The following is a 21,684-nucleotide window of genomic DNA, read 5'->3' as shown; positions in this document are numbered from 1 at the left end:
CGTGCTGGCGAAAGCCGTCGACCATGCTTCGCCGGAAGGCGATGCGCGGCCCCGGCTGCTGATGAGCCCGCGCGGCAAGCCGCTGACCCAGGCGCGTGTGCGCGAGCTGGCCGCTGGGCCGGGCGCCGTCATCCTGTGCGGCCGCTTCGAAGGCGTCGACCAGCGGGTGATCGACGCGCGGGATTTGGAGGAAGTCTCGATCGGCGATTTCATTCTCTCGGGTGGTGAGCCGGCCGCGCTTGTGCTGCTCGACGCGGTGGTGCGGCTGCTGCCCGGGGTCATGGGCAACGCGATGTCGGGCGAGGAAGAGAGTTTTGAAAACGGCCTGCTCGAACATCCGCACTATACGCGGCCGCAGGAGTTCGAAGGCCGTGACATTCCCGAGGTCCTGATTTCCGGCAATCACAAGAAGATCGCCGCCTGGCGGCGGGCGGAGTCAGAAAGACTGACAGCCGAGAGGCGTCCGGACCTGCTTGCCGCTGCTCAGCCCTTGACAAAATAATAGAAGGCCAAAAACAGGCCGACGGCGACGACGAAGCCGCGCACCGCGTTTTGCGGCACCCGCTTGGCGATCCAGACGCCGGCATAGCCGCCGAGCGCGCCGCCCGGGATCATGATGATCGCCTGCGGCCAGGCGACGACGCCGCCCGAGACGAAGACGACGATCGCGACAGCGGCGATGACCATGGCCAGCATGTTCTTCAACGCGTTCAGCCGGTGATAGTCGCCGGCCTGGGTGAGGCCGAGCGTCGCCAGCATCATCACGCCCATGCCGGCGCCGAAGAAGCCGCCATAGATGGCGGTGAGAAATTGTGCGAGCGAGCCGGCCAGCGAGCCCACCGCCGCTTCATGGCCGGGCTTTGGCACTGGTTTCAGCCAGGGGCCGGCGGCGAACAGGGCCGTCGCGGCTAGCAGCAGCCACGGCACCAGAGCGCGAAACGAGGGATTGTCGAGCGCCAAAAGGATCAGAGCGCCGGCCAGTGCACCCACGGCCGAGATCAGGCACAGCAGCAGCGCGCCGCGCCAGAAGTGCCTGATATCGGCCGAGTAGGCGAGGGTCGAGGTGATGTAGCCTGGAAATTGCGTCACCGAGGAGGTGGCGTTGGCAACAATCGGCGGCAGGCCGACCAACGTCATGGCGCCGAAGGTGATGAAGGTGCCGCCACCGGCGACCGCATTGGCGGCGCCTGACAGAAAGCCCGCTAGAAACAGCAGGATGGCATCGAAGACAGACATGAATTGCGGCCGCTCAAAACTGTGTTATTTCAGGCTTTAGAAAGCCTGAACGACCGGCGCAACCCGGCACGGCAGGATTACGATGGTGCCATGCGAGCAGAAAATGCGCGCCCAAGGCGTGACAAAGCGGCGAAATAGCTGTATGTGCCCGCCCGTACCGGCCAGAAAGAATCTGCCGGACCCGTCAACAATGACGGTGTAGTCGCCCCTGCCTGATGTTTCAAAGACAAATGTCTTGGAGACAAAAGGCATAGCCAAGCGGTCAATGGAACTGCAAGGCGAGTGTCGGACGCTCTGACTGTCGGAAGAACAAGAAGTGGACTTTTGAGATGGATATTCTCCGTCAGCTCGAGGCCGAACAGGCCGCCAAGATCGAAGCCAAGCGCAAGCTTCCCGAATTCCAGCCCGGCGACACCGTGCGCGTCCAGGTCCGCGTGACCGAAGGCACCCGCACCCGCGTCCAGGCCTATGAGGGCGTCGTCATCGCCCGCGCCGGCGCCGGCTTCCAGGAGAACTTCACGGTTCGCAAGATTTCCTACGGCGAAGGCGTCGAGCGCGTGTTCCCGGTCTACTCGCCGATGGTTGAAGGCGTCGAGATCGTTCGCCGCGGCAAGGTGCGTCGCGCCAAGCTCTACTACCTGCGCGATCGTCGCGGCAAATCGGCCCGTATTTCGGAAAACACCGGCGTGCGCGCCCGCAAGCTGAACGATGAGGAGCGCGATGCGCTGAACGCCGAGAAGGCCCGCATCGAAGCCGAGAAGGTGGCAGCAGCCGAGGCCCTGGCCGTCGAGAAGGCCGCCCAGGACGCCGCCGAGAAGAAGGCCGCCGCCGAGGCCGAAGCAGCAGCCAAGGCCGCCGCAGAAGCGACCCCTGCCGAATAAGGTTTTCGGAAATCCCATTCAAAAAGGCGGCTTCGGCCGCCTTTTTTCGTTTCACCAGACTGTGAACGCTTTCAGCGCCAGACACAGGATCCGGCTGTTGACGGCGCATTACCTTGTGCACTAAATAATCGTGCACAAGTAATTGGAGATTTGATATGGCACTCTACACCACACAGGCTCACGTCACCGGCGGCCGCGCCGGCCATGGCGAGACCAGCGACGGTCTGCTCAAGGTCGATCTGGCAATGCCCAAGGAACTCGGCGGGCCGGGGGGCGCCACCAATCCCGAGCAACTGTTCGCTATCGGCTATGCCGCCTGCTTCGAAAGCGCCATCCGCTTTGTCGCGCGCAAACAGAAGCTGTCGCTGACGGATGCCGGGGTAACCTCCACCGTCAGCCTGCTTCCCGATGGCGAAGGCTTTAAGCTCGGCGTCGCGCTCGCGGCGGAAACGAAAGGCCTTGATCAGGCGGCGGCGGAAGCGCTTGTATCGGAGGCGCACAAGATCTGCCCCTATTCCAACGCCATCAGGGGCAATGTCGACGTAGCGCTTTCGGTAAAGGCGGCATGACGGAAAAGACGACAAAGAGCACCAGGGACGTCCCGGCGGAGGCCACCGGGACGTTTCACGTTCCGCGGCTCGACCAACAGCTCTGCTTCGCGCTCTATTCGGCAAGCGGGCTGATGACGAAGCTCTACCGCCCGCTGCTCGATCCGCTCGGCCTGACCTATCCGCAATATCTGGCCATGTTGGCGCTCTGGGAACGGGCTCCAAGCACGGTCGGCGAGCTTGGCGAAGCGCTCGGGCTGGATTCGGCGACGCTGACGCCGCTGCTCAAGCGGCTGGAGGCCGGTGGCCTGGTCACACGCCGGCGCGACCCCGCCGACGAGCGCCGGGTTCTGGTCGAGCCGACAGCGAAGGGACAAGCGTTGCGTGAGCAGGCCAAAAGCGTGCCGGCGGCGATGCTTTGCAACCTGCCGCTGGATGCCGACGAGTTGAAATCCCTGCACCGCACGCTGACGCGGTTCGTCTCCGGCTTGCGCAAGGCGGATGCCGGCATCGTGAAGCGGAGCTGATCGCTGCCGCGACACCGTTCATTCCTGAATCCCGGAAATGAAGGCATCGGAATCCCTTTTTAGCGCGCGCTGACGCAGCGGACCGTCTTGCATGACGCTTGCGGAAAGCTAAAGTCGGCGCCGGATTTTCCTGCAAGCCCGGCCGTGCCCGGGTCCGTCAATTTCCGGGGAGTGTGTCATGACCAAATCGAAACTGCTGCTGGCAGGCCTGCTTGCCCTCGTCCTGGTACCCGTTGCCGCCTTTGCGCAGGCGCTGCCCGACCTCGGCGGCAAAAAGGTGGTGGTTGTGACCGAAAACGCCTATCCGCCGCTGCAGTTCATCGATGCCAAGACCGGCAAGCAGATCGGCTGGGAATATGATGCGATGAACGAGATCGCCAAGCGGCTGAATTTCGCCGTCGAGTACCAGAACACATCCTGGGACGCGATGATCCAGGCGGTTTCCGACAACCAGTACAACATCGGCATGACCGGCATCACCATCAAGGACGACCGCAAGGAGAAGGTCGATTTCTCCGACCCCTATATGCGCTCGGAACAGTTCATGCTGGTGCGCGGCGATGAAAGCCGTTTCACCGACGCCAAGACCTTCGGCGCCTTCAAGGATGGGCTGATCGGCGCGCAGGCCGGTACCACGCCCTTCTACACCGCCGTCTACAGCGTGCTCGACGGCAATGAGCAGAACCCGCGCATCAAGCTGTTCGAGACCTTCGGCGCCACGGTGCAGGCTCTGAAATCCGGCGACGTTGACGTCGTCTTGACCGACGGCACCGCCGGCAAGGGCTATGTCGACGCCTCCGAGGGCAAACTGAAGCTGATCGGCGGGCCGCTCGGCACCGAGGATTTCGGCTTCATCTTCCCGAAGGGTTCCGACCTGGTGAAGCCGGTCAATGCGGCGATTGCGGCGTTGAAGGCGGACGGGACGTTCGATGCGCTGAACAAGAAGTGGTTTCTTGATTACAAGATGGGGCAGTGATTTCGCACTGACTTCGCGCTTGAACGCCCCCCTCTGCCCTGCCGGGCATCTCCCCCTCAAGAGGGGAGATTGGCTGTTTTTTCCGCTTTCGCCAATCACCAAAGTTGTAAAAAGAGTGCCGTCGACGAAGCTGCCAATCTCCCCTCTTGAGGGGGAGATGGCCGGCAGGCCAGAGGGGGCTGCCTTGGCGCAATCCTTTTGATGCCTCCCGCCTCTTCCTCCAAAGCCGACTTCCCCTGGTGGCTCGTCGTGGCCGTGACCATCGCGATCGCGGTGGCCGTCTTCGTCGCCACCAGCAATCTCTATGCCCAGGTATTCGCCACGGTCGCCAAGGGTATCGGCGTCACCATCTTCGTCACCGTGATCGCCTTCGTGCTGGCGTCGGCCATCGGTCTCGGCATCGCGCTGATGGGAATGTCGGGTTCGCGCTGGCTGCGCCAGATCGCGCGCTTCTATGTCGAGATCATCCGCGGCGTGCCGATCCTGGTGCTGTTGTTCTGGATCGCCTTTGCCGGCGCGCCGGCCTTCGTCGCGGCCTGGAACGCGCTGACCGCGCCGCTGCAAAGCGCCGGCCTGTTCGGCGAGCTTTTGGTGCGCGACGTGTCGCTGTTGTGGCGCGCCATCATGGCGCTGACCATCGGCTATTCGGCTTTCATCTCGGAGGTTTTCCGGGCCGGCATCCAGGCGGTGGAGAAGGGCCAGATCGAAGCGGCGAAGGCGCTCGGGCTGACCCGCGCGCAGCGTTTCCGGCTCATCGTGTTTCCACAGGCGATCCGCACCATCCTGCCGCCCCTCGGCAATGATTTCGTCGCCCTGGTCAAGGATTCCTCGCTGGTCTCGGTGCTCGGCGTTGCCGACATCACGCAGATGGGCAAGGTCTACGCCGCCGGCTCCTTTCGCTTCTTCGAGACCTATTCGATAACAGCCTACATCTACCTCATCCTGACCGTCGGCCTGTCGCTGGCGCTCAGGGCGCTGGAACGGCGGCTGCGCCGCCAGCACGAGGAATAGTTTTTCGGCCAAGGCAGCGCTACGATCCCCGAGCATTCCCGTTGAGGAGGTCCCATGATCGTCGACAAAGCCAATGCGGCGCTGGATTCCGTCTATACGGCCGACACGCCGGAAGCGCTTGAAGAGGCCTATGCCGCATGGGCCGCGACCTATGACAGCGAGACCGCCTCGCTCGGCTACCTCCTGCCTTTCCTGATCACCGCCTGGGTGGCGCGCCATGTGCCGGCGGACGATGGCCCCTTGCTCGATGCCGGCTGCGGCACCGGCCTGTCGGGACCGTCGCTGAATGCGCTCGGCTACCGCGACATTGCGGGGCTCGACCTCTCGGACGATATGCTGAAGATCGCCGGCAGCCGCAATGCCTACAGCGAACTGAAGCAGGCAATGCTGGGCGGTCCGCTGCCGTGGCCGGACGGGTATTTCCGCGCCTTCTTCTCGACAGGCGTGTTCACCATCAGCCATGCGCCGGCGACAGGCCTGCACGAACTGGTGCGCATCACCCGCAAGGGCGGCCATGCGATCTTCACCGTGCGCGACCGGGTGTTCGAGAGCGGCGGCTTCCAGGCGGTGTTCGATGAGTTGGAGCAGACTGGGAAATGGCGGCCGGTCGAGGAAAGCCCGTGGTTCCGCTGCTATGCGATCGCCGAGCCGGATGCGCTGGTGAAGACTTTTGTGTTTGAAGTGATCTGAGCGGCGCGTTCTCCGATCTTGGCTTCCTTCCTCTCCCCCTGAAGGTGTGGAAGTGAGGACGAGGAACCCGAGTTCTGCGAAGGCAGCTTCCAATTGCCGAAAACCCAAAACATTGATATGAGCCACGCCATGGAAGAGCTTTTTGGCGATCCGGCCTACAAGGGGTTCGTGCTGCAGGACAGAAAACGCCTGCCGTCGCGCTTCTCCGCGCGCGTGTCCGGGGCGCTGACCAGCCGACTACCCTAGGCCGACCCATCGGGGTCGTTTCGCCGGGCCGGAGGTCCGGCACCTGCTCTTTCCCATTCTCATATCGACGGATTTACGCACATGAGCGCACCGCGCACCCTCTACGACAAGATTTTCGACGACCATGTCGTCGATCGCCAGGACGACGGCACCTGCCTGCTCTACATCGACCGCCACCTGGTCCATGAAGTGACCAGCCCGCAGGCCTTCGAAGGCCTGCGCATGACCGGCCGTAAAGTCCGGCATCCGGAAAAGACGCTGGCCGTGGTCGATCACAATGTCTCGACTTCGCCCGAGCGCAAGTTCGGCATCAAGAACGAGGAAAGCCGCATCCAGGTCGAGGCGCTGGCCAAGAACGCCAGGGATTTCGGCGTCGAATATTATTCCGAGAAGGATATCCGCCAGGGCATCGTCCACATCATCGGTCCGGAGCAGGGCTTTACACTGCCCGGCATGACCATCGTCTGCGGCGACAGCCACACCTCGACGCACGGCGCTTTCGGCGCGCTGGCGCATGGCATCGGCACATCCGAGGTCGAGCATGTTCTGGCGACGCAGACGCTGATCCAGCGCAAGGCCAAGAACATGCTGGTGCGTGTCGACGGCCAATTGCCGGAAGGTGTCACCGCCAAGGACATCATCCTGGCCATCATCGGCGAGATCGGCACTGCCGGTGGCACCGGCTATGTCATCGAATATGCCGGCGAGGCGATCCGTGCGCTGTCGATGGAGGGCCGCATGACGATCTGCAACATGTCGATCGAAGGCGGCGCGCGCGCCGGCCTGATCGCCGCGGACGAGACGACCTTCGCCTATGTCAAGGACAAGCCGCGCGCGCCGAAGGGCGCGGCCTGGGATGCGGCACTCGAATACTGGAAGACGCTACAGTCCGACGAGGGCGCGCATTTCGACAAGGTGATCGTGCTCGACGCGGCCAAGCTGCCGCCGATCGTCTCCTGGGGCTCCTCGCCCGAGGATGTCGTGTCGGTGCAAGGCATCGTGCCGAACCCGGACGACATCACCGATGAGAACAAGCGCACCTCCAAGCAGCGTGCGCTCGACTATATGGGTCTGACGCCGGGCACCAGGATCACCGACATCACGCTCGACCGCGTCTTCATCGGTTCCTGCACCAATGGCCGCATCGAGGATCTGCGCGCCGTCGCCAAGGTGGTCGAAGGCAAGACGGTCAGCCCGCATGTCGATGCGATGATCGTGCCGGGCTCCGGCCTGGTCAAGGAACAGGCGGAAGCCGAAGGCCTCGACAAGATCTTTGTCGCCGCCGGTTTCGATTGGCGCGAGCCGGGCTGCTCGATGTGCCTGGCCATGAACGACGACCGGCTGAAGCCGCATGAACGCTGCGCCTCGACTTCGAACCGCAATTTCGAGGGCCGGCAAGGCTTCAAGGGCCGCACCCATCTGGTGTCGCCGGCGATGGCGGCCGCGGCGGCGATCGCCGGCCACTTCGTTGACATCCGCGAGTGGAAGTAGTCCGGACTTGAACGGAACCCGAGCCGCACCCGGCTCGGGTCAACGCTTCCCGTCACGGCGGACGAGTTCGTGGAACTCCTCGCGGCGTCCGGGCTGTTCGGCCGCGACCACAAGCGCAAGCTGTTGTTCCTCGAAGAGCTTGAACCATTCGTCCCATTCGACGAGTTCATAGCCTCCCGCATTGAGCGGCCGTTCAGGCTGGTCCTGATCCTGATAGGCGTGCTGGCCGAAGACCAGCCTCAACATGGGCTGCGTCCCCGCTTCGGGCGAGATGTCGACGATTGCGGGAAAGCCGGCGCGCCCGGCAGCCCACGAGCGGATCGCATCGTGGTCGGTCAGTGTGATTGTGTCGGCCATCGGTCGCTCCAGATTGTCAACGAAGGAACGCTGACCGGAGACGGCGGTTCCCTGACATTATTTTGAGATGGCGGTCCTGCTTGCGGCGAGGCTTAACCGCTTGTTTGGGCTTGCCCTCTAAGCTCTTCCCCGACGTAAGCGAGGGGAAGTCATAGTCGTTTGGACACGGGTCTGCTCATAGCGCTGCTCAACCCGACGATCGCGCTGGCGCTCGGCGCGGCGTTCCTCGTGCTATGGTCCTATCAGCGCCACCGCCCCTATCTGGCCGTGCTGGCGCTCAGCTACAGTCTCTCGGCGGTGGGCTTCCTGCTTCAGTATTTCACCTTGCCGATCGGCATGCCGCTGACCAAGCTGGTGTCGAACATCTGCTTCAGCATCGCCGGCTGCTGCCTGGCCGGCGCCATCGTCCACCGCTATGGCCGCAAGGTGCCCTATGTGGGGATCGGCGCGCTGGCCTGTGGGGGACTGGCGTCGTTCTGCTGGTTCCTGTTCATCGCGCCGGATCTCACCTGGCGCATCCTGGCGATGAACTTCGCTTTCGGCGGTATCAGCCTTCTGGTTGCCGCCGAACTGCGCCCGGTGCGCAACAACGGCCCGACCGAGAAAATCCTGTTCGTGCTGTCGCTGCTGTCGGGCGTCAACTTCTTCGTGCGCACCCTTATCGTCGTCATCGCGCACGGGCCCTTCACGAGCTATGACGGGTTCTATGGCTCGTCCTACTGGACGACGGCGCTGCTGTCGCACGCGCTGCTGTCGCTGCTTATCGCGCTGTGCCTGTTTTCCGCCGCGGCACTCGACGTGTTGAAGGCGTTGAAGGCCGAGACCTTTACCGACCCCCTGTCGGGCCTGCTCAACCGGCGTGGCTTCGAGGAGCGCGGCATGCTGCTCTTGCGGCACTGCGCCTCGGCGCGGTTCCCGGTCGCGTTGGTGCTGGCCGACCTCGATCATTTCAAGGCGCTCAACGATGTGCATGGGCATGGGGCGGGCGATCGCGTGATTGCCGATTTCGCCGCCAAGCTTCGGTCGGCGGCCGGCGCGCGCGGTGTTGCCGGGCGTATCGGCGGCGAGGAATTCGCGGTGCTGCTGCCACTCAGCGATCTTGCCGCGGCACGGCTGTTCGCCGAAGCGGTGCGCACGGTCTATTCGGCCGGCCATGTCGACGGGCTTCCCCAGGGAACGAAGGTGACGGCAAGCTTCGGCGTGGCGGCCCGCAGCGGTGACGAGGCGCTGGAGCCGCTGATGCGCCGTGCCGACGATGCGCTCTACAAGGCCAAGAAGAACGGCCGCGACAGTGTACGCCTGTCCTATGAGCGGCCGGAAACGGCGTTCCTGCCGGAGCCGCTCAAGACCGGCTGAATCCTGGCCGGCCAGGACGTTAACGTCTTCTTCGCCCGTCGATGATTAGCTGTCGGCGCGGGTGCGGGAGAACATGAGCGGCGCCAACTTCATCCTGTTGATCAATCTGTCGGTTGCCGGCCTGCTGGCGGCCTGCTTCATGGCGGTCGCCTTCCACGATGTCGGCCGGGCGCCGGCGCGCTGGCTGGCATTTGGCTATCTGCTGGGCATGGCCTATTCGGCCATCGAATTCTCCATTCCCGCTTTTGCCGACGCGCGGCTCCCGGTCGTTGCCGCCTTCGCGGTCTTCCTTGCCGCAACCATTGCGTTCAATGGCGGGCTTGCCCGCAAATACGGCGTGGCGCCGCCCTGGAAGGGGATGCTGTTTTTCCTGTTGGCCACCCCCATAGCTGTGTATTTCGTACAGGACCTGCCCCGCCAGTCGCTGATCCGCATCATGGCCTACCAGCTTCCCTATGCGGTCATGCAGTTCATCGGGCTGGCCATCGTCTGGTCATCGAGGCAAAAGCTTGCCCGTCTCGATCGCATATTGATGGCCGTGCTGGCGGCGAGCGGCCTGCAGTTTGCCTCCAAGCCATTCATCGCCCATGCGCTCGGCGGCTGGGGCGCCAATCCGCAAGCCTATCTGCAAAGCAACTACGCGCTGGTGTCGCAATCGCTCGGCACTGTCTTTGCGCTGGCGCTGGCGCTGCTGATGCTGGCCATCCTGGTTCGCGACGTGCTTGCCGAAGTGACGTCGAAGTCGGAGACGGACACGCTTTCGCGCCTGCTCAATCGCGGCGGCTTCACCCGCCATGCCGAACTGGCGGTGCTTGGCGCCCTGCGGCAAGGCGTGCCGGTCGCGCTGGTCATAGCCGATCTCGATCATTTCAAGAGCGTCAACGACAGCTTCGGCCATGCGTCCGGCGACCGGGTGATCGAGACTTTTGCAGGCTTCCTGCGTGAAGCCGCCGCCGCGCATCACGTTGCCGGCCGCATTGGCGGCGAGGAGTTCGCCATCATCCTGCCGGGAACCAACCTTGCCGCGGCGCGGCTGTTCGCCGAGGGAACGCGCAGCGCCTTCGGCGCGCTGCCCATAGACGGACTGCCGGCTGACAACCGCTGCACCGCGAGCTTCGGCGTCGCCGAACTCCATGCGAGCGAAGACTTTGCCGATCTGATGCGGCGGGCCGACCAGGCGCTCTATCAGGCGAAGAATGCCGGGCGCGATTGCGTGCGCGTCTCCGTCGGGCCTGCCGGCAACTGGTCGTCAGCCGGAACGGAAGCTAGCGGCAGGGGCTGAGTTCGGGCATCTCGCCGTCGGAGAGGCCGTACATATAGGAGCGGCCCTTCACCAGCACCGGCGGCCGGTAGCAATCGCTATAACCGCCGATTTCGTCGGCTTCGTTCTCGTAGATCACCTTGGGCTGGCCGGCGCTGGTGTAGTCGGAGAGCTGCTTGGCCAGCCTGCCTTGGCCGACGATGATGCGCTTGTAGCCGGCGGCGCTGTCGACGACGAGGTTGCCGAAGGAATCGGCGTAGACGCGATCCTGATGCCGTGCGCCGGCAAGCGCTGGCGCTGCAAGGCCGGCGACCGAGGCTGCTACGACGAGCGCCGCAAGGCGCGATTTGCCCGAATTCGAACGCATGGCGTCCTCCGTGTCTTGAGGGAAAGCCTCCTCGAATCAGAAATTAACGGTTTCTTAACCTTTGTTAAGAGGCCGGCGCGTTTGGCGGCGATGTCTCGGTAAACATGGTTAATATCCGTTAATATCCGACTGGATGGAAAACCCGGTGGCCATCATTCGGCCATGCTTGGCCGCACCATCGCAGCGGCGTCCGCCTTGGCGTCGGGACGATATTGATCTGGACAAAGCATCGTGGCCGCTTGCCGCGCGGGAGGACAGCATATGGCGCTACGCCGGCCGATTTGGGCGTCCGTTTTCCCGTTGCTCGGTGTCGTCGCTGCCTGTGTGCCGCAAGACAGCGCGCCGAAGACAGCCAATACCGTCGTCGTCTCACCTGCGCCGGCCCAGCAGTCCGTCGCAGCCGCGGTGCCTCCGGCAGCTGCAACCAAGATCATCACCGACCTTACCGCGCCGCGACCAGGCATAGGCACGGCCACCTACAGATGCGGCAACAACGGTATGATTTCCATCCAAAATCTAGGCACGTCGTTGCGTGTGGTCGGGTCCGACGGCGCGACCGAGGAGTTTGCGGCGTCGCCTGCCAACCAGAGCAGCCGCTACCAGGCGGCCACGCATGACGCAATCGTGATCGACGGGCGCGAGGCGCTGGTGATGAAGAAGGGATCGACGCCGCAGACCTGCAAACGCTGACGCCAGTCTCACCACCGCTGGGCCCTGGGGCCAGATATGTTGCACTGCAGCGATATCGAGCCGGCTTCAGGCCTTCCCGGCCTAATCGATTGAAGCCAAAGCCCGCCTTTTAGTCAGACTAAATTACGTTTTCGAAACGGTTTTCTGGCTTTGACGCGGTGCAAAAAGAGCATTAGAAACCGGCTGTCCGAAGTCGCAACCGGAAGCGGCAATGCCGCATTTCCACCTGAGGCTCCAGAGAGACGCCGAACTGGGGGAGCCATGAGCAAATCACCAGCCACCCGCGAATTTGCCAGACGTGAACGGCCGATTTCGCCGCACCTCACCGTGTACCGGCCGCCGATCACCATGACGATGTCGATCATTCACCGCATCACCGGCGGCGCGCTGTATTTCGGCACGCTGCTGGTCGCCCTGTGGCTGATGGCGGCGGCAAGCTCGCAGGCGACCTTCGATTGGGCCAATTGGGCCTTCGGCACCTGGCTCGGCCGGATCATCCTGTTCGGCTACACCTGGGCGCTGATGCATCATATGCTGGGCGGCGTACGGCACCTCATCTGGGACACGGGCGCGGGCCTGGAAAAGCATACCGCCTCGAAGATCGCCTGGGCGACGCTGGCCGGCTCGATCCTGCTCACGCTGCTGATATGGATCGCCGGCACCATGGCGCGGGGAGCTTGATCATGAGCGGCAAAAACACCGACATGCGCACGCCGCTGGCGAGGGTCCGCGGCCTCGGCTCCGCCCGCGAGGGCACCGGGCATTTCTGGCGCCAGCGCCTGACCGCGATCGCCAACATCCCGCTGATCCTGTTCTTCGTCGGTTTCCTGATCGCGCTCAACGGCGCCGACCACGAGCATGTGCGGGCAGCCCTTGCCAACCCGTTCGTGGCGCTGGTGATGGCCCTGGTGCTCATCTCCGGTCTCACCCATATGCGGATCGGCATGCAGGTGATCATCGAGGATTACGTGCATGGCGAAGGCATGAAGCTGGCGCTGATCGCGCTCAATACATTTTTCACCATAGCGGTCGGCGTCGCCTCGATCTTCGCCCTGCTCAAGCTGGCATTCGGAGGCTGAGTTGGCCAAGGACGCGAAACAAGCCAACACGGCAGGCTATACCTTTGTCGACCACAAGTTCGACGTGGTGGTCGTTGGCGCCGGCGGCGCCGGCCTGCGCGCCACGCTCGGCATGGCCGAACAGGGGCTGCGCACCGCCTGCATCAGCAAGGTGTTCCCGACCCGCTCGCACACGGTGGCGGCGCAAGGCGGCATTGCCGCCTCGCTGTCCAACATGGGTCCCGATTCCTGGCAATGGCACATGTACGACACCGTCAAGGGCTCGGACTGGCTGGGCGATGTCGACGCCATGGAATATCTGGTGCGCGAGGCGCCGGCCGCGGTCTACGAGCTCGAACATTACGGCGTGCCGTTTTCGCGCACCGAAGAGGGCAAGATCTACCAGCGGCCGTTCGGCGGCCACATGATGAACTATGGCGAAGGTCCCCCGGTGCAGCGCACCTGTGCCGCCGCCGACCGCACCGGGCATGCCATCCTGCACACGCTTTACGGCCAGTCGCTGAAGAACAATGCGCAGTTCTTCATCGAGTATTTCGCGCTCGACCTGATCATGGAGCCGGACGGCACCTGCACCGGTGTCGTCGCCTGGAACCTGGATGACGGCACCATCCACCGCTTCTCGGCCAAGATGGTGGTGCTGGCGACCGGCGGCTATGGCCGCGCCTATTTCTCGGCCACCTCGGCGCACACCTGCACCGGCGACGGCGGCGGCATGGCCGCGCGTGCCGGCTTTCCGCTGCAGGACATGGAGTTCGTGCAATTCCACCCGACCGGCATCTATGGCGCCGGCTGCCTGATCACCGAGGGTGCGCGCGGCGAGGGCGGCTATCTCGTCAATTCCGAGGGCGAGCGCTTCATGGAGCGCTACGCGCCGTCAGCCAAGGACCTTGCCTCGCGCGACGTCGTCTCGCGCTGCATGACGCTGGAGATCCGCGAAGGCCGCGGCGTCGGCAAGAACAAGGACCACATCTTCCTGCATCTCGACCATCTCGATCCCGCCGTCCTGCATGAGCGGCTGCCGGGCATTTCGGAATCGGCCAAGATCTTTGCCGGTGTCGACCTGACCAAGGAGCCGATCCCGGTGCTGCCCACGGTCCACTACAATATGGGCGGCGTGCCGACCAATTACTGGGGCGAGGTGCTCAATCCGACGGCGCTCAATCCAGACCAGGTGTCGCCCGGATTGATGGCTGTCGGCGAAGCCGGCTGCGCCTCCGTGCACGGCGCCAACAGGCTCGGTTCGAATTCGCTGATCGATCTTGTGGTGTTCGGCCGCGCGGCGGCGATCCGCGCCGGCCAGGTCATCGACCGCAAGTCGGCGATCCCTTCGCCCAACGAAGCCTCGGTCGAAAAGATCATGGACCGCTTCGACCGGCTGCGTTACGCCAACGGCTCGACGCCGACGGCGGTGCTGCGTGAAAAGATGCAGAAGGCGATGCAGGAAGACGCGGCCGTATTCCGCACGCAGGAGTCGCTCGAAAATGGCTGTAAGCGCATTTCGCAGATCTGGGGCGAGTTGAAGGACATCAAAGTGTCCGACCGCTCGATGATCTGGAACTCCGATCTGGTCGAAACGCTGGAGCTGGAAAACCTGATGGCCAATGCTATCACCACGGTCTACAGCGCCGAGGCGCGCAAGGAGAGCCGTGGCGCGCACGCACGTGAGGACTTTTCGGCGCGCGACGACGCGGTCTGGCGCAAGCATACGCTGGCCAGGCTGAGCGAAGACGGCAAGGTGGCACTCTCCTACCGGCCGGTGCACACCGAGCCGCAGCTGGCTGAAAAGGACGGCGGCATCAGCCTCGCCAAGATCGCGCCCAAGGCCAGAGTGTATTGAGGATCGAACATGGTTGAACTCACGCTCCCCAAGAATTCGCAGATCAAGCCGGGCAAGACCTGGCCGAAGCCGGAGGGCGCCACCAATCTGCGGGAATACCGCATCTATCGCTGGTCGCCGGACGACGACGAGAACCCGCGCATCGACACCTATTTCGTCGACATGGACGATTGCGGGCCGATGGTGCTCGACGCGCTGCTGTGGATCAAGAACAAGATCGACCCGACGCTGACCTTGCGGCGTTCCTGCCGCGAAGGCATTTGCGGCTCCTGCGCCATGAACATCGACGGTTCCAACACGCTCGCCTGCACCAAGGGCTGCGACGACATTTCGGGCGCGGTAAAAGTCTACCCGCTGCCGCATATGCAGGTGGTCAAGGACCTGGTGCCCGACCTCACCAATTTCTACGCCCAGCACGCGTCGATCCAGCCCTGGCTGAAGACGGTGTCGCCGGAGCCGGCCAAGGAGTGGCTGCAGAGCCATGAGGGCCGCGAGAAGCTCGACGGGCTCTATGAATGCATATTGTGCGCCTGCTGCTCGACCTCGTGCCCGAGCTATTGGTGGAACGGCGACCGCTATCTCGGCCCGGCAACGCTTCTGCAGGCCTATCGCTGGCTGATCGATAGCCGCGACGAGGCCACCGGCGAGCGGCTCGACAATCTCGAAGACCCGTTCCGGCTCTATCGCTGCCACACCATCATGAACTGCGCGCAGACCTGCCCCAAAGGCCTCAACCCGGCCAAGGCGATCGCGGAGATCAAGAAGATGATGGTGGAGAGAAGGGTTTAGGCGGTTGGTTGGTTGCCGGCGAGAGTAATCCAATGAGCGATGACCTTCCCATCCTTTCCCCTGTGGAAGCTCGCATTCTCGGCTGCCTGATCGAGAAGAAGGAGCTGACGCCGGATGTCTATCCGCTGACGCTCAACGCGGCACTGGCCGCCGCCAACCAGAAGACGGCGCGCGAGCCGGTGATGGCGCTGGAGCAGAGCGAGGTGCACCGGGGGCTGAAGCTGCTCGAACAAAAGGGGCTGGTGCGGCAGATGTTCGGTTCGCGTGTCGAGCGCTACGAGCACCAGATGGCGCAGCGCTTCTCGCTGACCACACCGCAGACCGCCTTGATCGGCTTGCTGTTGCTGCGCGGGCCGCAGACGGCCCATGAATTGTCGGCGCGCACCGAGCGCATGGCACGGTTTTCGTCGATCGAAGATCTGCGCGCCGAGCTCGACATGCTGATCGGCCGCCGACCGCCACTCATCCAGGAAATCCCACGCGGACCGGGCCAGCGCGAGGAGCGTTACGTCCATCTGCTGAGCGGGACTCCGCAGATCGCCCCCATCGCCATGCAGGCTGCGTCGGCTGGTTCATCTGCCTCCGGCCTCGAGGAGCGCGTCAGCGCCCTTGAGGAGGAGATTGCAATGTTACGCGCCCGCATCGACGCGCTGACCGGCGAGCGCTAGGTTCACCTCCTCGAGTAAACGCCGCTCGCTTCGCCGTCGGGGTCGATCAGCCGCAGCTGGTTGCCGTCCAGTTGCCAGCGCAAGGAGACCGGCTTCAGGTCACCGGGCTTGAATTTCCAGAGGCCCGTGAGGTCGGGCCGGCAACCATTGACGGATTTGTAGGTTCCTGCCGTCGGCGTGAAAACCAGGGTCGAGCCGCGCACGGAGGCCTTACCGGTCTTCAGGGTCAGCGACCGGACCTGACCGCAGCCGTCGACCAGAGACGATTGGAACAGCGCGTAATAGGTGCGCCCGTCAGCCCCGAAGGTAAAGGTGACGCTGCCGCCGCTGCCTGGATCGCAGTTGCTGAATGTGTCGCAATAATTGCCGCTGGCAACTGCAAAACCCCACTTGCCGACGAGCGCTGCCGGCATCGCACCGAGGCGCGAGCGTGTCGTCGGTCCCTTGCCCTGGCCGTAAGCGCCGCCGGCGCTGAAGGCCAGCCAGCCGGCAAGCCCGACAAGTGCCGCCCGGCAGGCGTGGTGTGACGAGGCCCTCAACATCCTTTGCTCGCAACAAGCTGCCGGAGATAGACAAGCCGCGTGCCGATGACATTGTTGACGATCGCCGTCTTGCCGGCCGGCGCCATGCCGCCGTATTTCTTGACCGACGGCCCATGATTCTTCGCCTCTTCGTAACCTGCCATCAATTGCCGCAGATCCGCACAGGACATCAAGGCGTACTTCGCCTGCTCCTGCGGGCTGATGACGCTCGATTGCGCCATGCCGGCGGAGTTGGCCGCCGCCATGCCGGCCATGCCGACGACCGCAGAAACCGGGTTGATGCCGACGCAGCCCGATAGGCCGAGGCACAGGACCGGTGCCGCCAGGACTGTATGCCGGACGCTCATGGCCGTCGCTCCCCACACGGCCGCTTCGGATCGCGATGGTCGGCGACGGTTCCGCCGAGAGCGATGGACAACAGATAGACGCGTGGATTGAAGCCTGCCGAGGCGAGCCCCGACAGTGTCCTGAACAATTGCAAATGATACATCGAACCCCCTTGTGGCTGTTTGCGATGCGCTTCCTGATCGGAAACGCGCTGCAAACTAGGTCCGGCAAAAGCGGGCAGCTTGGACGCAGCGGCCCTAAAAACGGCCCAAACGGCCCTGTATTGACGTTTTCGGAGGCGCGGCGCATATCACGCCGCTTCTAATTGACCTGAGGCATGGGGGATGCCGGTGACGGCGACGATGGGGCCAACCGCCTCGTTCCGACTGATGACGGACGCGCTTCCGGAGCGGGATCGCGTCGAGGTCATGCGCGAGGTCTATGGCCGCACGGTGCTCAAGGTCGATCTCGATCCACTCGGCCCGACGCATGTCGATATGCAGGTGCGCGCGTTGCCTGGCCTCGGCATCGCCACGGGCACGTGTTCGGAATTCCGCGTCCATCATTCGACGTCGCTGATCGACAGCGACGATCTCGTCCTCCTGGTCGCCCTCGATGGCGCAAGCGTGATGAAGCATCGCGGCCGTGAGGAGCCGGTCGGCAACGGCCAGGCGCTGATGATGAGCGGCGAGGAGGTCGGCCTCAATGTCATCCAGCCAGGCGGTCTTCGCTTCGTCAATATGAGCTTCTCGCTCAAGGCACTGTCACCGCTGATCGGCGACCCGGCCCCGGCGCTGATGCAGCCGCTGCCAACCTCCGGCGGGGCGATGCGGCTGCTGCTCGACTATGTCAGGTCGATCCAGGATGCCGGCGACGTGCTGACCCCGGAGGCCTGGCATCTGGCGACGACGCATATTTTCGATCTCGTCGCTCTGGCCATGGGTGCCACCCGAGACGCGGCAGAAATCGCCCGGGGCCGAGGCGTGCGCGTGGCGCGGCTGCGTGCCATCAAGGCCGAAATAACAGCCCATGGCGGCGACCTGTCGGCCGAAGACATCGCCCGCCGTCACCGCCTTTCGGCCCGCTACATCAGAAAACTGTTCGAGAGCGAAGGCACGTCGCTGTCGGATTTCATGCTGTGCCAGCGCCTGTTGCGCGCGCATCGGATGCTCAGCAATCCTCGTCATGCCGGACGCAGCATCACGGCGATCGCCTTCGAGGCAGGCTTCAACGACCTCTCCTATTTCAACCGGGCGTTCCGGCGGCGCTACGGCGCGACGCCATCGGATGTGCGGGCGGCCGCGTTGAAGGGCTGACCGCAAACGAAAACGCCGGCCCAAGGGCCGGCGGTTTCTGGATGAATTTGCCGTTCGGGCCTTCAGCCGAGCTTGGCGTCGAGCGATACGTTTATGGCGCCGAGCGCCTTCGAGACCGGGCAGCCGGCCTTGGCCTTTTCGGCCAATTCCTTGAACTTCGCCGCGTCGATGCCCGGGACCTTGCCGACCACTGTGAGGGCGCTTCCGGTGATCCCGGTGCCGGGAACCAGCGTCACCACGGCCTTGGCGTCGAGTTCGGTGGCCGGCGTGCCGTTCTCGGCCAGGAAATGCGAAAACTGCATGGCAAAGCAGCCGGCGTGCGCCGCCGCGATCAGCTCTTCAGGGTTGGTGCCGGATTTGCCGCTCTCGTCCTCGAAGCGCGCTTTGAACGAATAGGGCGTGCCCTTCAGGGTTCCGCTCTGGGTGTCGAGCGTGCCCGTGCCCTCTTTCAGATTGCCTTTCCAGACGGCGTTTGCGGTGCGGTCCATGAATTCCTCCTTATTACAGCGGTGGCGCCGGCCAGGCGGCGTTCCTCCCAACTATAGCGCGGGCGCGAGGGAAGGCCACCGCGCTGTTTGCGCGCGCACGCAGCACCGGCGAGCCGCACCGAATTTTTTTGAAAAAATGTACGTGCAAGAATGTCGACTTGCATCGGCCCCGACCGTCCTGCGGGCGGCCACGGATTCTCGTGGCGGATGGAGGTTCGCATGAACAATCTGTTTTCTGCCCATTGGACAAGCACCTGCCGAACGGCCGATCCAGGGAAAAGCGACCCGCTGCATGTGCCGCCCTCCGGCTTCGGCCGGCTGCTTGCGGCAGTTGCAATCATCGGCATTGCGGTCAGCCTTCTCGACCATGTCGCTGCCGGCAAGAACTCAACCGATACCGTGATCGCCTATGGTTCGTCACAGCAAGGGAGCTGGAAATGAAATATGTCTGTCTGGTCTATGGCGAGGAAAACGACCTCCATGCCATGACGCCGGAGCGTCTGGCCAAGCTCGATGCCGATTCGATGGCTCATGACCGGTCATTGGATCAGCGTGGGGTGCTGATCGTCGCGCAGGCGCTGCAATCGGTGAAGACGTCGAAGACGGTGCGGCGACGCCAGGGCAAGCGGCTGATCACCGACGGCCCGTTCGCCGAAACCAAGGAGCAGTTGCTTGGCTTCGTCATGATCGAGGCCGACAATCTCGACCAGGCGCTGGAGATCGCCGGCGAGATCCCGCTGGCCGAAATCGGCACCATCGAGGTGCGGGCGATCTACAATGTGCCGGGGTCATAGCCCCCGCCATGTGCTACAGCCACGCGGAAACCAAGGCGTTCGATTGAACGATCGTCCCGGTTCATTTGGTGCGCAACTTTTGCGTGTTGAAGCAAGGCGAGAGTTCTCCTATCGTCGCCGGGGTTCTTGGGGATTTCGACATGCCTTTCCTGATTGCTATCCTTGGCGTGATGGGCGCGGCGGCGTTCTGGTGGTACCGGATGAAGGCGATGAACGACGCGGCTCGCGAGGTTGCGGACGTTGTCGGGCGCGTGCAGGGCAACATCCGTCGCAAGAAGCTGCGCAAGCAGGCGGCTCTGTCGCCTCTGACGGCGATCGATGATCCGGTCGTAGCGGCGGCTACGCTGATCACATCAATCGTCTCCGAGGATGGGCCCATCCTGCCGCAGCGCGAGGCTGTCATCCGCGCGGTGATTTCCGAGATCGCCGACAAGAAGAAGACCGACGAGGCGGTGATCTACGCCAAATGGGCGGCGGCGCAGGTCGACGACACCACCGTCGTCATCGACAAGCTGGCGCCGTTCCTGCGCGAACGCCTCGATGTCGCCGAGCGGAACGATCTGCTGCAGATGGTCAACCGCGCCGCCCAGGGCGGCGAGAAACGTCTCGAAATATCCGACCAGAGGATATTGCGGCTGCGGCAGAAGCTGGGTTTTGAGGTCAACTGAGCGATAGCGCTCAGATCGCCTCGCCCTTCAACAATCGCGGCGTGCTGGCGGACAACCCCGACGCCTGCCGGATAAAAAAATCCTTCAGGCGCGGCATGCGTTCGACAAGGCCGAGGCCGATGTCGCGGACGGTTCGCAGCGGGCCGATATCGTTGGAAAACAGCCGGTTCAGCGCGTCCGTGGTGATGCCCATCTGCACCGTGTCGAAGCGGCGCCACTGCTGGTAGCGTTCGAGGACGTCGAGCGCGCCGATGTCCTGGCCGAGCCGGTCGGCCTCGACGATCACCTCGGCAAGGGCTGCGACATCCTTGAAGCCGAGATTGAGGCCCTGGCCGGCGATCGGGTGGATGCCGTGGGCGGCATCGCCGGCGAGCGCGATGCGGGGCGCGACGAAGGCACGCGCAATGGTCAAGCCGAGCGGCCAGGCGCGCGGCGCATCAGTAACGCGGATCTCGCCAAGCTTCAGGCCAAAACGCTGCTCGAGTTCGTGTTCGAACAGGAGATCGTCACCGGCCACCAGCTTCTCGGCATCGGGCGTACGCTCGACCCAGACGATCGACGAGCGGTTGGTGCCGTCCTCGCCGGGTTTGAGCGGCAATGTGGCGAAAGGCCCGGCCGGCAGGAAATGCTCTTCGGCGCGACCATTGTGCGGGCGTTCGTGCGCTACCGTGCAGACGATGCCGGACTGGCCATATTCCCACTTCACCGTCTTGATGCCGGCCATGTCGCGCAGCTTCGAGTTGACGCCGTCGGCGGCGACCAGCAGCCGCGCCTTCAGCGCCGCGCCGTCGGCGAGATGCACGGTGATGCCACTGCCGTTGGTCTCGAAGCCCTGCACCGCGACGCCTTCGATGATATCGATGCCGAGCCTTTCGGCGCTGGCCCGCAAGGCGCCGTTCAGCACCTTGTTGGCGACCATATGCGCAAAGGGCTCGCCCGGCGCCACTTCGCCGCCGAAGGTCAGGAAGACCGGACGCACCGGATCGGCGGTGCGCGAATCGGTGATGATCATCTCAGTGATCGCCTGCGCCTGGGGTGCGATCTCGGCCCACACGCCGAGCTGGTCGAGCATGCGGCAGGCGGCAGCGGCAATGGCCGAGGCGCGGCCATCCCTTTGCCAGGCGCCAGCAGGTGCCGCATCGACGAGAGCGATGGCGAGGCCCGGTCGCGCCTGTTTCAGCGATACGGCGGCGGCCAGGCCGACATAGCCGGCGCCGGCGACCAGGACATCGAGCCCGGATCTGTTTTTCGTGTCCGCCTTGCGTTCCATCATCTTCGCTCCTGCGCCGGCCGGGTCTTGCGCCCTTGACTGCCTGTCCGTCCTGTCGGAAACCGCCATAACACTTCTGCGGCGAGGGCGCGAAATATGACGGCAGCCATGGACGAGCTTCTCGGCATTCTCGACCTCGAGAAGCTGGAACACAATCTGTATCGTGGTCGCAGCCCGCTGCTCGACTGGCAGCGCGTGTTCGGCGGCCAGACCATCGCCCAGGCGCTGGTGGCGGCGCAGCGGACAGTGGATCCCGATCGGTACGTGCA

The 21,684-nt window shown here is 64.0% G+C and carries 27 protein-coding genes and 1 pseudogene; 21 read left to right on the top strand and 7 right to left on the bottom strand.

All coding sequences use genetic code 11. The annotated features are described in order from the left end of the window. Positions 1-502: tRNA (guanosine(37)-N1)-methyltransferase TrmD (locus EN991_RS02180; RefSeq protein ID WP_127368054.1), on the top strand; the 502-nt coding region annotated here is incomplete at its 5' end. Here EN991_RS02180 and EN991_RS02175 read toward each other — a convergent pair. Further along, positions 484-1,236 carry a sulfite exporter TauE/SafE family protein gene (locus tag EN991_RS02175; RefSeq protein WP_127368053.1) on the bottom strand — a complete coding sequence of 251 codons (753 nt, stop codon included), beginning with the start codon at positions 1,234-1,236 and terminating at the stop codon, positions 484-486. The genes EN991_RS02180 and EN991_RS02175 overlap by 19 nt on opposite strands. Before the next feature lie 329 nt (positions 1,237-1,565). On the opposite strand from EN991_RS02175, the gene rplS reads away from it, so the two are divergent. The 7 genes from rplS to leuC all read left to right on the top strand — a co-directional run bounded on the left by rplS (position 1,566) and on the right by leuC (position 7,606). Further along, the gene (rplS, locus tag EN991_RS02165; protein ID WP_013528861.1) at positions 1,566-2,117 is read left to right on the top strand and encodes a 50S ribosomal protein L19; all 552 of its coding nucleotides are present in this window, start codon (positions 1,566-1,568) and stop codon (positions 2,115-2,117) included. A 155-nt stretch (positions 2,118-2,272) separates the two neighbouring features. Next, positions 2,273-2,686: an organic hydroperoxide resistance protein gene (locus EN991_RS02160; protein WP_013528862.1), complete on the top strand. Its 414-nt coding sequence runs from the start codon at positions 2,273-2,275 to the stop codon at positions 2,684-2,686. Next, complete coding sequence (locus tag EN991_RS02155; protein ID WP_013528863.1) at positions 2,683-3,192, top strand: MarR family transcriptional regulator; 510 nt, start codon at positions 2,683-2,685, stop codon at positions 3,190-3,192. The genes EN991_RS02160 and EN991_RS02155 overlap by 4 nt, the downstream gene beginning before the upstream one ends. A 178-nt stretch (positions 3,193-3,370) precedes the next feature. Continuing rightward, positions 3,371-4,168, top strand: coding sequence for a transporter substrate-binding domain-containing protein (locus EN991_RS02150; RefSeq protein ID WP_013528864.1), 798 nt, complete (start codon positions 3,371-3,373; stop codon positions 4,166-4,168). 201 nt (positions 4,169-4,369) lie between these two features. Then, positions 4,370-5,179, top strand: a complete 810-nt coding sequence (locus tag EN991_RS02140) for an amino acid ABC transporter permease (RefSeq protein ID WP_027163295.1) — start codon at positions 4,370-4,372, stop codon at positions 5,177-5,179. A 54-nt stretch (positions 5,180-5,233) separates the two neighbouring features. Then, entirely contained in the window at positions 5,234-5,869 is a 636-nt protein-coding gene (locus EN991_RS02135; protein ID WP_027163296.1) for a class I SAM-dependent methyltransferase, read from the top strand. A gap of 327 nt (positions 5,870-6,196) precedes the next feature. After that, on the top strand, positions 6,197-7,606 hold the full coding sequence (leuC, locus tag EN991_RS02125; RefSeq protein WP_127368052.1) for a 3-isopropylmalate dehydratase large subunit: 1,410 nt from the start codon (positions 6,197-6,199) through the stop codon (positions 7,604-7,606). A 39-nt stretch (positions 7,607-7,645) separates the two neighbouring features. On the opposite strand, the gene EN991_RS02120 is transcribed toward leuC, so the two are convergent. Then, positions 7,646-7,963 (bottom strand): hypothetical protein, encoded by a 318-nt coding sequence (locus EN991_RS02120; RefSeq protein WP_013528869.1) that lies wholly within the window; start codon positions 7,961-7,963, stop codon positions 7,646-7,648. Positions 7,964-8,122: 159 nt separating this feature from the next. Between EN991_RS02120 and EN991_RS02115 the strand changes: the two genes are divergently transcribed. Both EN991_RS02115 and EN991_RS02110 read left to right on the top strand, forming a co-directional pair. Next, positions 8,123-9,319 (top strand): GGDEF domain-containing protein, encoded by a 1,197-nt coding sequence (locus EN991_RS02115; RefSeq protein ID WP_127368051.1) that lies wholly within the window; start codon positions 8,123-8,125, stop codon positions 9,317-9,319. Between the two features lie 73 nt (positions 9,320-9,392). Further along, positions 9,393-10,601: a GGDEF domain-containing protein gene (locus EN991_RS02110; RefSeq protein WP_127368050.1), complete on the top strand. Its 1,209-nt coding sequence runs from the start codon at positions 9,393-9,395 to the stop codon at positions 10,599-10,601. Here the strand turns inward: EN991_RS02110 and EN991_RS02105 are convergent. Further along, positions 10,585-10,947: a hypothetical protein gene (locus tag EN991_RS02105; protein ID WP_024504989.1), complete on the bottom strand. Its 363-nt coding sequence runs from the start codon at positions 10,945-10,947 to the stop codon at positions 10,585-10,587. The two genes, EN991_RS02110 and EN991_RS02105, sit on opposite strands and share 17 nt — an antisense overlap. A gap of 261 nt (positions 10,948-11,208) precedes the next feature. Here EN991_RS02105 and EN991_RS02100 point away from each other — a divergent pair, with 261 nt between their 5' ends. From EN991_RS02100 to EN991_RS02075, 6 genes are all read left to right on the top strand, one after another. Then, positions 11,209-11,637 carry a hypothetical protein gene (locus EN991_RS02100; protein WP_127368049.1) on the top strand — a complete coding sequence of 143 codons (429 nt, stop codon included), beginning with the start codon at positions 11,209-11,211 and terminating at the stop codon, positions 11,635-11,637. 261 nt (positions 11,638-11,898) lie between these two features. Beyond that, positions 11,899-12,318 (top strand): succinate dehydrogenase, cytochrome b556 subunit, encoded by a 420-nt coding sequence (sdhC, locus tag EN991_RS02095; protein ID WP_013528874.1) that lies wholly within the window; start codon positions 11,899-11,901, stop codon positions 12,316-12,318. Between the two features lie 2 nt (positions 12,319-12,320). After that, positions 12,321-12,716, top strand: coding sequence for a succinate dehydrogenase, hydrophobic membrane anchor protein (gene sdhD / locus EN991_RS02090; protein ID WP_013528875.1), 396 nt, complete (start codon positions 12,321-12,323; stop codon positions 12,714-12,716). Position 12,717: 1 nt separating this feature from the next. After that, positions 12,718-14,553 carry a succinate dehydrogenase flavoprotein subunit gene (gene sdhA, locus EN991_RS02085; RefSeq protein ID WP_024504991.1) on the top strand — a complete coding sequence of 612 codons (1,836 nt, stop codon included), beginning with the start codon at positions 12,718-12,720 and terminating at the stop codon, positions 14,551-14,553. Between the two features lie 9 nt (positions 14,554-14,562). After that, on the top strand, positions 14,563-15,342 hold the full coding sequence (locus EN991_RS02080; protein WP_127368048.1) for a succinate dehydrogenase iron-sulfur subunit: 780 nt from the start codon (positions 14,563-14,565) through the stop codon (positions 15,340-15,342). Positions 15,343-15,374: 32 nt separating this feature from the next. After that, a complete protein-coding gene (locus tag EN991_RS02075; protein WP_164753663.1) occupies positions 15,375-16,010 on the top strand; it encodes a DUF480 domain-containing protein in 636 nt (211 codons plus the stop codon). Positions 16,011-16,012: 2 nt separating this feature from the next. Here EN991_RS02075 and EN991_RS02070 read toward each other — a convergent pair whose 3' ends face one another. Then, positions 16,013-16,552 (bottom strand): hypothetical protein, encoded by a 540-nt coding sequence (locus tag EN991_RS02070; protein ID WP_013528879.1) that lies wholly within the window; start codon positions 16,550-16,552, stop codon positions 16,013-16,015. Then, positions 16,546-16,899: a hypothetical protein gene (locus EN991_RS02065; protein ID WP_127368046.1), complete on the bottom strand. Its 354-nt coding sequence runs from the start codon at positions 16,897-16,899 to the stop codon at positions 16,546-16,548. The genes EN991_RS02070 and EN991_RS02065 overlap by 7 nt, the downstream gene beginning before the upstream one ends. Before the next feature lie 324 nt (positions 16,900-17,223). On the opposite strand from EN991_RS02065, the gene EN991_RS02055 reads away from it, so the two are divergent. Then, positions 17,224-18,195 (top strand): AraC family transcriptional regulator, encoded by a 972-nt coding sequence (locus EN991_RS02055; protein WP_013528882.1) that lies wholly within the window; start codon positions 17,224-17,226, stop codon positions 18,193-18,195. 62 nt (positions 18,196-18,257) lie between these two features. Here the strand turns inward: EN991_RS02055 and EN991_RS02050 are convergent, their stop codons facing one another. Continuing rightward, positions 18,258-18,683 carry an OsmC family protein gene (locus EN991_RS02050; RefSeq protein WP_013528883.1) on the bottom strand — a complete coding sequence of 142 codons (426 nt, stop codon included), beginning with the start codon at positions 18,681-18,683 and terminating at the stop codon, positions 18,258-18,260. 219 nt (positions 18,684-18,902) lie between these two features. Here EN991_RS02050 and EN991_RS02045 point away from each other — a divergent pair, with 219 nt between their 5' ends. From EN991_RS02045 to EN991_RS02035, 3 genes are all read left to right on the top strand, one after another. Then, entirely contained in the window at positions 18,903-19,124 is a 222-nt protein-coding gene (locus EN991_RS02045; protein WP_024504996.1) for a hypothetical protein, read from the top strand. After that, positions 19,121-19,477: a YciI family protein gene (locus EN991_RS02040; RefSeq protein ID WP_024504997.1), complete on the top strand. Its 357-nt coding sequence runs from the start codon at positions 19,121-19,123 to the stop codon at positions 19,475-19,477. The genes EN991_RS02045 and EN991_RS02040 overlap by 4 nt, the downstream gene beginning before the upstream one ends. Positions 19,478-19,617: 140 nt before the next feature. Then, positions 19,618-20,145: a hypothetical protein gene (locus EN991_RS02035; RefSeq protein WP_024504998.1), complete on the top strand. Its 528-nt coding sequence runs from the start codon at positions 19,618-19,620 to the stop codon at positions 20,143-20,145. A gap of 10 nt (positions 20,146-20,155) precedes the next feature. Here the strand turns inward: EN991_RS02035 and EN991_RS02030 are convergent, their stop codons facing one another. After that, positions 20,156-21,415, bottom strand: a complete 1,260-nt coding sequence (locus EN991_RS02030) for a ubiquinone biosynthesis hydroxylase (RefSeq protein WP_027163307.1) — start codon at positions 21,413-21,415, stop codon at positions 20,156-20,158. A gap of 96 nt (positions 21,416-21,511) precedes the next feature. Here EN991_RS02030 and EN991_RS40655 point away from each other — a divergent pair. Continuing rightward, positions 21,512-21,684: pseudogene (locus tag EN991_RS40655) on the top strand (acyl-CoA thioesterase II); the annotation flags it as partial.

The sequence above is a fragment of the Mesorhizobium sp. M7A.F.Ca.US.005.03.2.1 genome (assembly GCF_003997795.1).
Classification (GTDB): Bacteria; Pseudomonadota; Alphaproteobacteria; order Rhizobiales; family Rhizobiaceae; genus Mesorhizobium; species Mesorhizobium ciceri.
This window is presented reverse-complemented; position numbering and strand designations above follow the sequence as displayed.

Excerpts from the sequence above, each read along its gene's own strand:
- EN991_RS02175 (WP_127368053.1), bottom strand. The coding sequence starts at position 1,236 with ATGTCTGTCTTCGATGCCATCCTGCTGTTTCTAGCGGGCTTTCTGTCA.
- rplS (WP_013528861.1), top strand. The coding sequence starts at position 1,566 with ATGGATATTCTCCGTCAGCTCGAGGCCGAACAGGCCGCCAAGATCGAA.
- EN991_RS02160 (WP_013528862.1), top strand. The coding sequence starts at position 2,273 with ATGGCACTCTACACCACACAGGCTCACGTCACCGGCGGCCGCGCCGGC.
- EN991_RS02155 (WP_013528863.1), top strand. The coding sequence starts at position 2,683 with ATGACGGAAAAGACGACAAAGAGCACCAGGGACGTCCCGGCGGAGGCC.
- EN991_RS02150 (WP_013528864.1), top strand. The coding sequence starts at position 3,371 with ATGACCAAATCGAAACTGCTGCTGGCAGGCCTGCTTGCCCTCGTCCTG.
- EN991_RS02140 (WP_027163295.1), top strand. The coding sequence starts at position 4,370 with ATGCCTCCCGCCTCTTCCTCCAAAGCCGACTTCCCCTGGTGGCTCGTC.
- EN991_RS02135 (WP_027163296.1), top strand. The coding sequence starts at position 5,234 with ATGATCGTCGACAAAGCCAATGCGGCGCTGGATTCCGTCTATACGGCC.
- leuC (WP_127368052.1), top strand. The coding sequence starts at position 6,197 with ATGAGCGCACCGCGCACCCTCTACGACAAGATTTTCGACGACCATGTC.
- EN991_RS02120 (WP_013528869.1), bottom strand. The coding sequence starts at position 7,963 with ATGGCCGACACAATCACACTGACCGACCACGATGCGATCCGCTCGTGG.
- EN991_RS02110 (WP_127368050.1), top strand. The coding sequence starts at position 9,393 with ATGAGCGGCGCCAACTTCATCCTGTTGATCAATCTGTCGGTTGCCGGC.
- EN991_RS02105 (WP_024504989.1), bottom strand. The coding sequence starts at position 10,947 with ATGCGTTCGAATTCGGGCAAATCGCGCCTTGCGGCGCTCGTCGTAGCA.
- EN991_RS02100 (WP_127368049.1), top strand. The coding sequence starts at position 11,209 with ATGGCGCTACGCCGGCCGATTTGGGCGTCCGTTTTCCCGTTGCTCGGT.
- sdhC (WP_013528874.1), top strand. The coding sequence starts at position 11,899 with ATGAGCAAATCACCAGCCACCCGCGAATTTGCCAGACGTGAACGGCCG.
- sdhD (WP_013528875.1), top strand. The coding sequence starts at position 12,321 with ATGAGCGGCAAAAACACCGACATGCGCACGCCGCTGGCGAGGGTCCGC.
- EN991_RS02080 (WP_127368048.1), top strand. The coding sequence starts at position 14,563 with ATGGTTGAACTCACGCTCCCCAAGAATTCGCAGATCAAGCCGGGCAAG.
- EN991_RS02075 (WP_164753663.1), top strand. The coding sequence starts at position 15,375 with ATGAGCGATGACCTTCCCATCCTTTCCCCTGTGGAAGCTCGCATTCTC.
- EN991_RS02070 (WP_013528879.1), bottom strand. The coding sequence starts at position 16,552 with ATGTTGAGGGCCTCGTCACACCACGCCTGCCGGGCGGCACTTGTCGGG.
- EN991_RS02065 (WP_127368046.1), bottom strand. The coding sequence starts at position 16,899 with ATGAGCGTCCGGCATACAGTCCTGGCGGCACCGGTCCTGTGCCTCGGC.
- EN991_RS02055 (WP_013528882.1), top strand. The coding sequence starts at position 17,224 with ATGCCGGTGACGGCGACGATGGGGCCAACCGCCTCGTTCCGACTGATG.
- EN991_RS02050 (WP_013528883.1), bottom strand. The coding sequence starts at position 18,683 with ATGGACCGCACCGCAAACGCCGTCTGGAAAGGCAATCTGAAAGAGGGC.
- EN991_RS02045 (WP_024504996.1), top strand. The coding sequence starts at position 18,903 with ATGAACAATCTGTTTTCTGCCCATTGGACAAGCACCTGCCGAACGGCC.
- EN991_RS02040 (WP_024504997.1), top strand. The coding sequence starts at position 19,121 with ATGAAATATGTCTGTCTGGTCTATGGCGAGGAAAACGACCTCCATGCC.
- EN991_RS02035 (WP_024504998.1), top strand. The coding sequence starts at position 19,618 with ATGCCTTTCCTGATTGCTATCCTTGGCGTGATGGGCGCGGCGGCGTTC.
- EN991_RS02030 (WP_027163307.1), bottom strand. The coding sequence starts at position 21,415 with ATGGAACGCAAGGCGGACACGAAAAACAGATCCGGGCTCGATGTCCTG.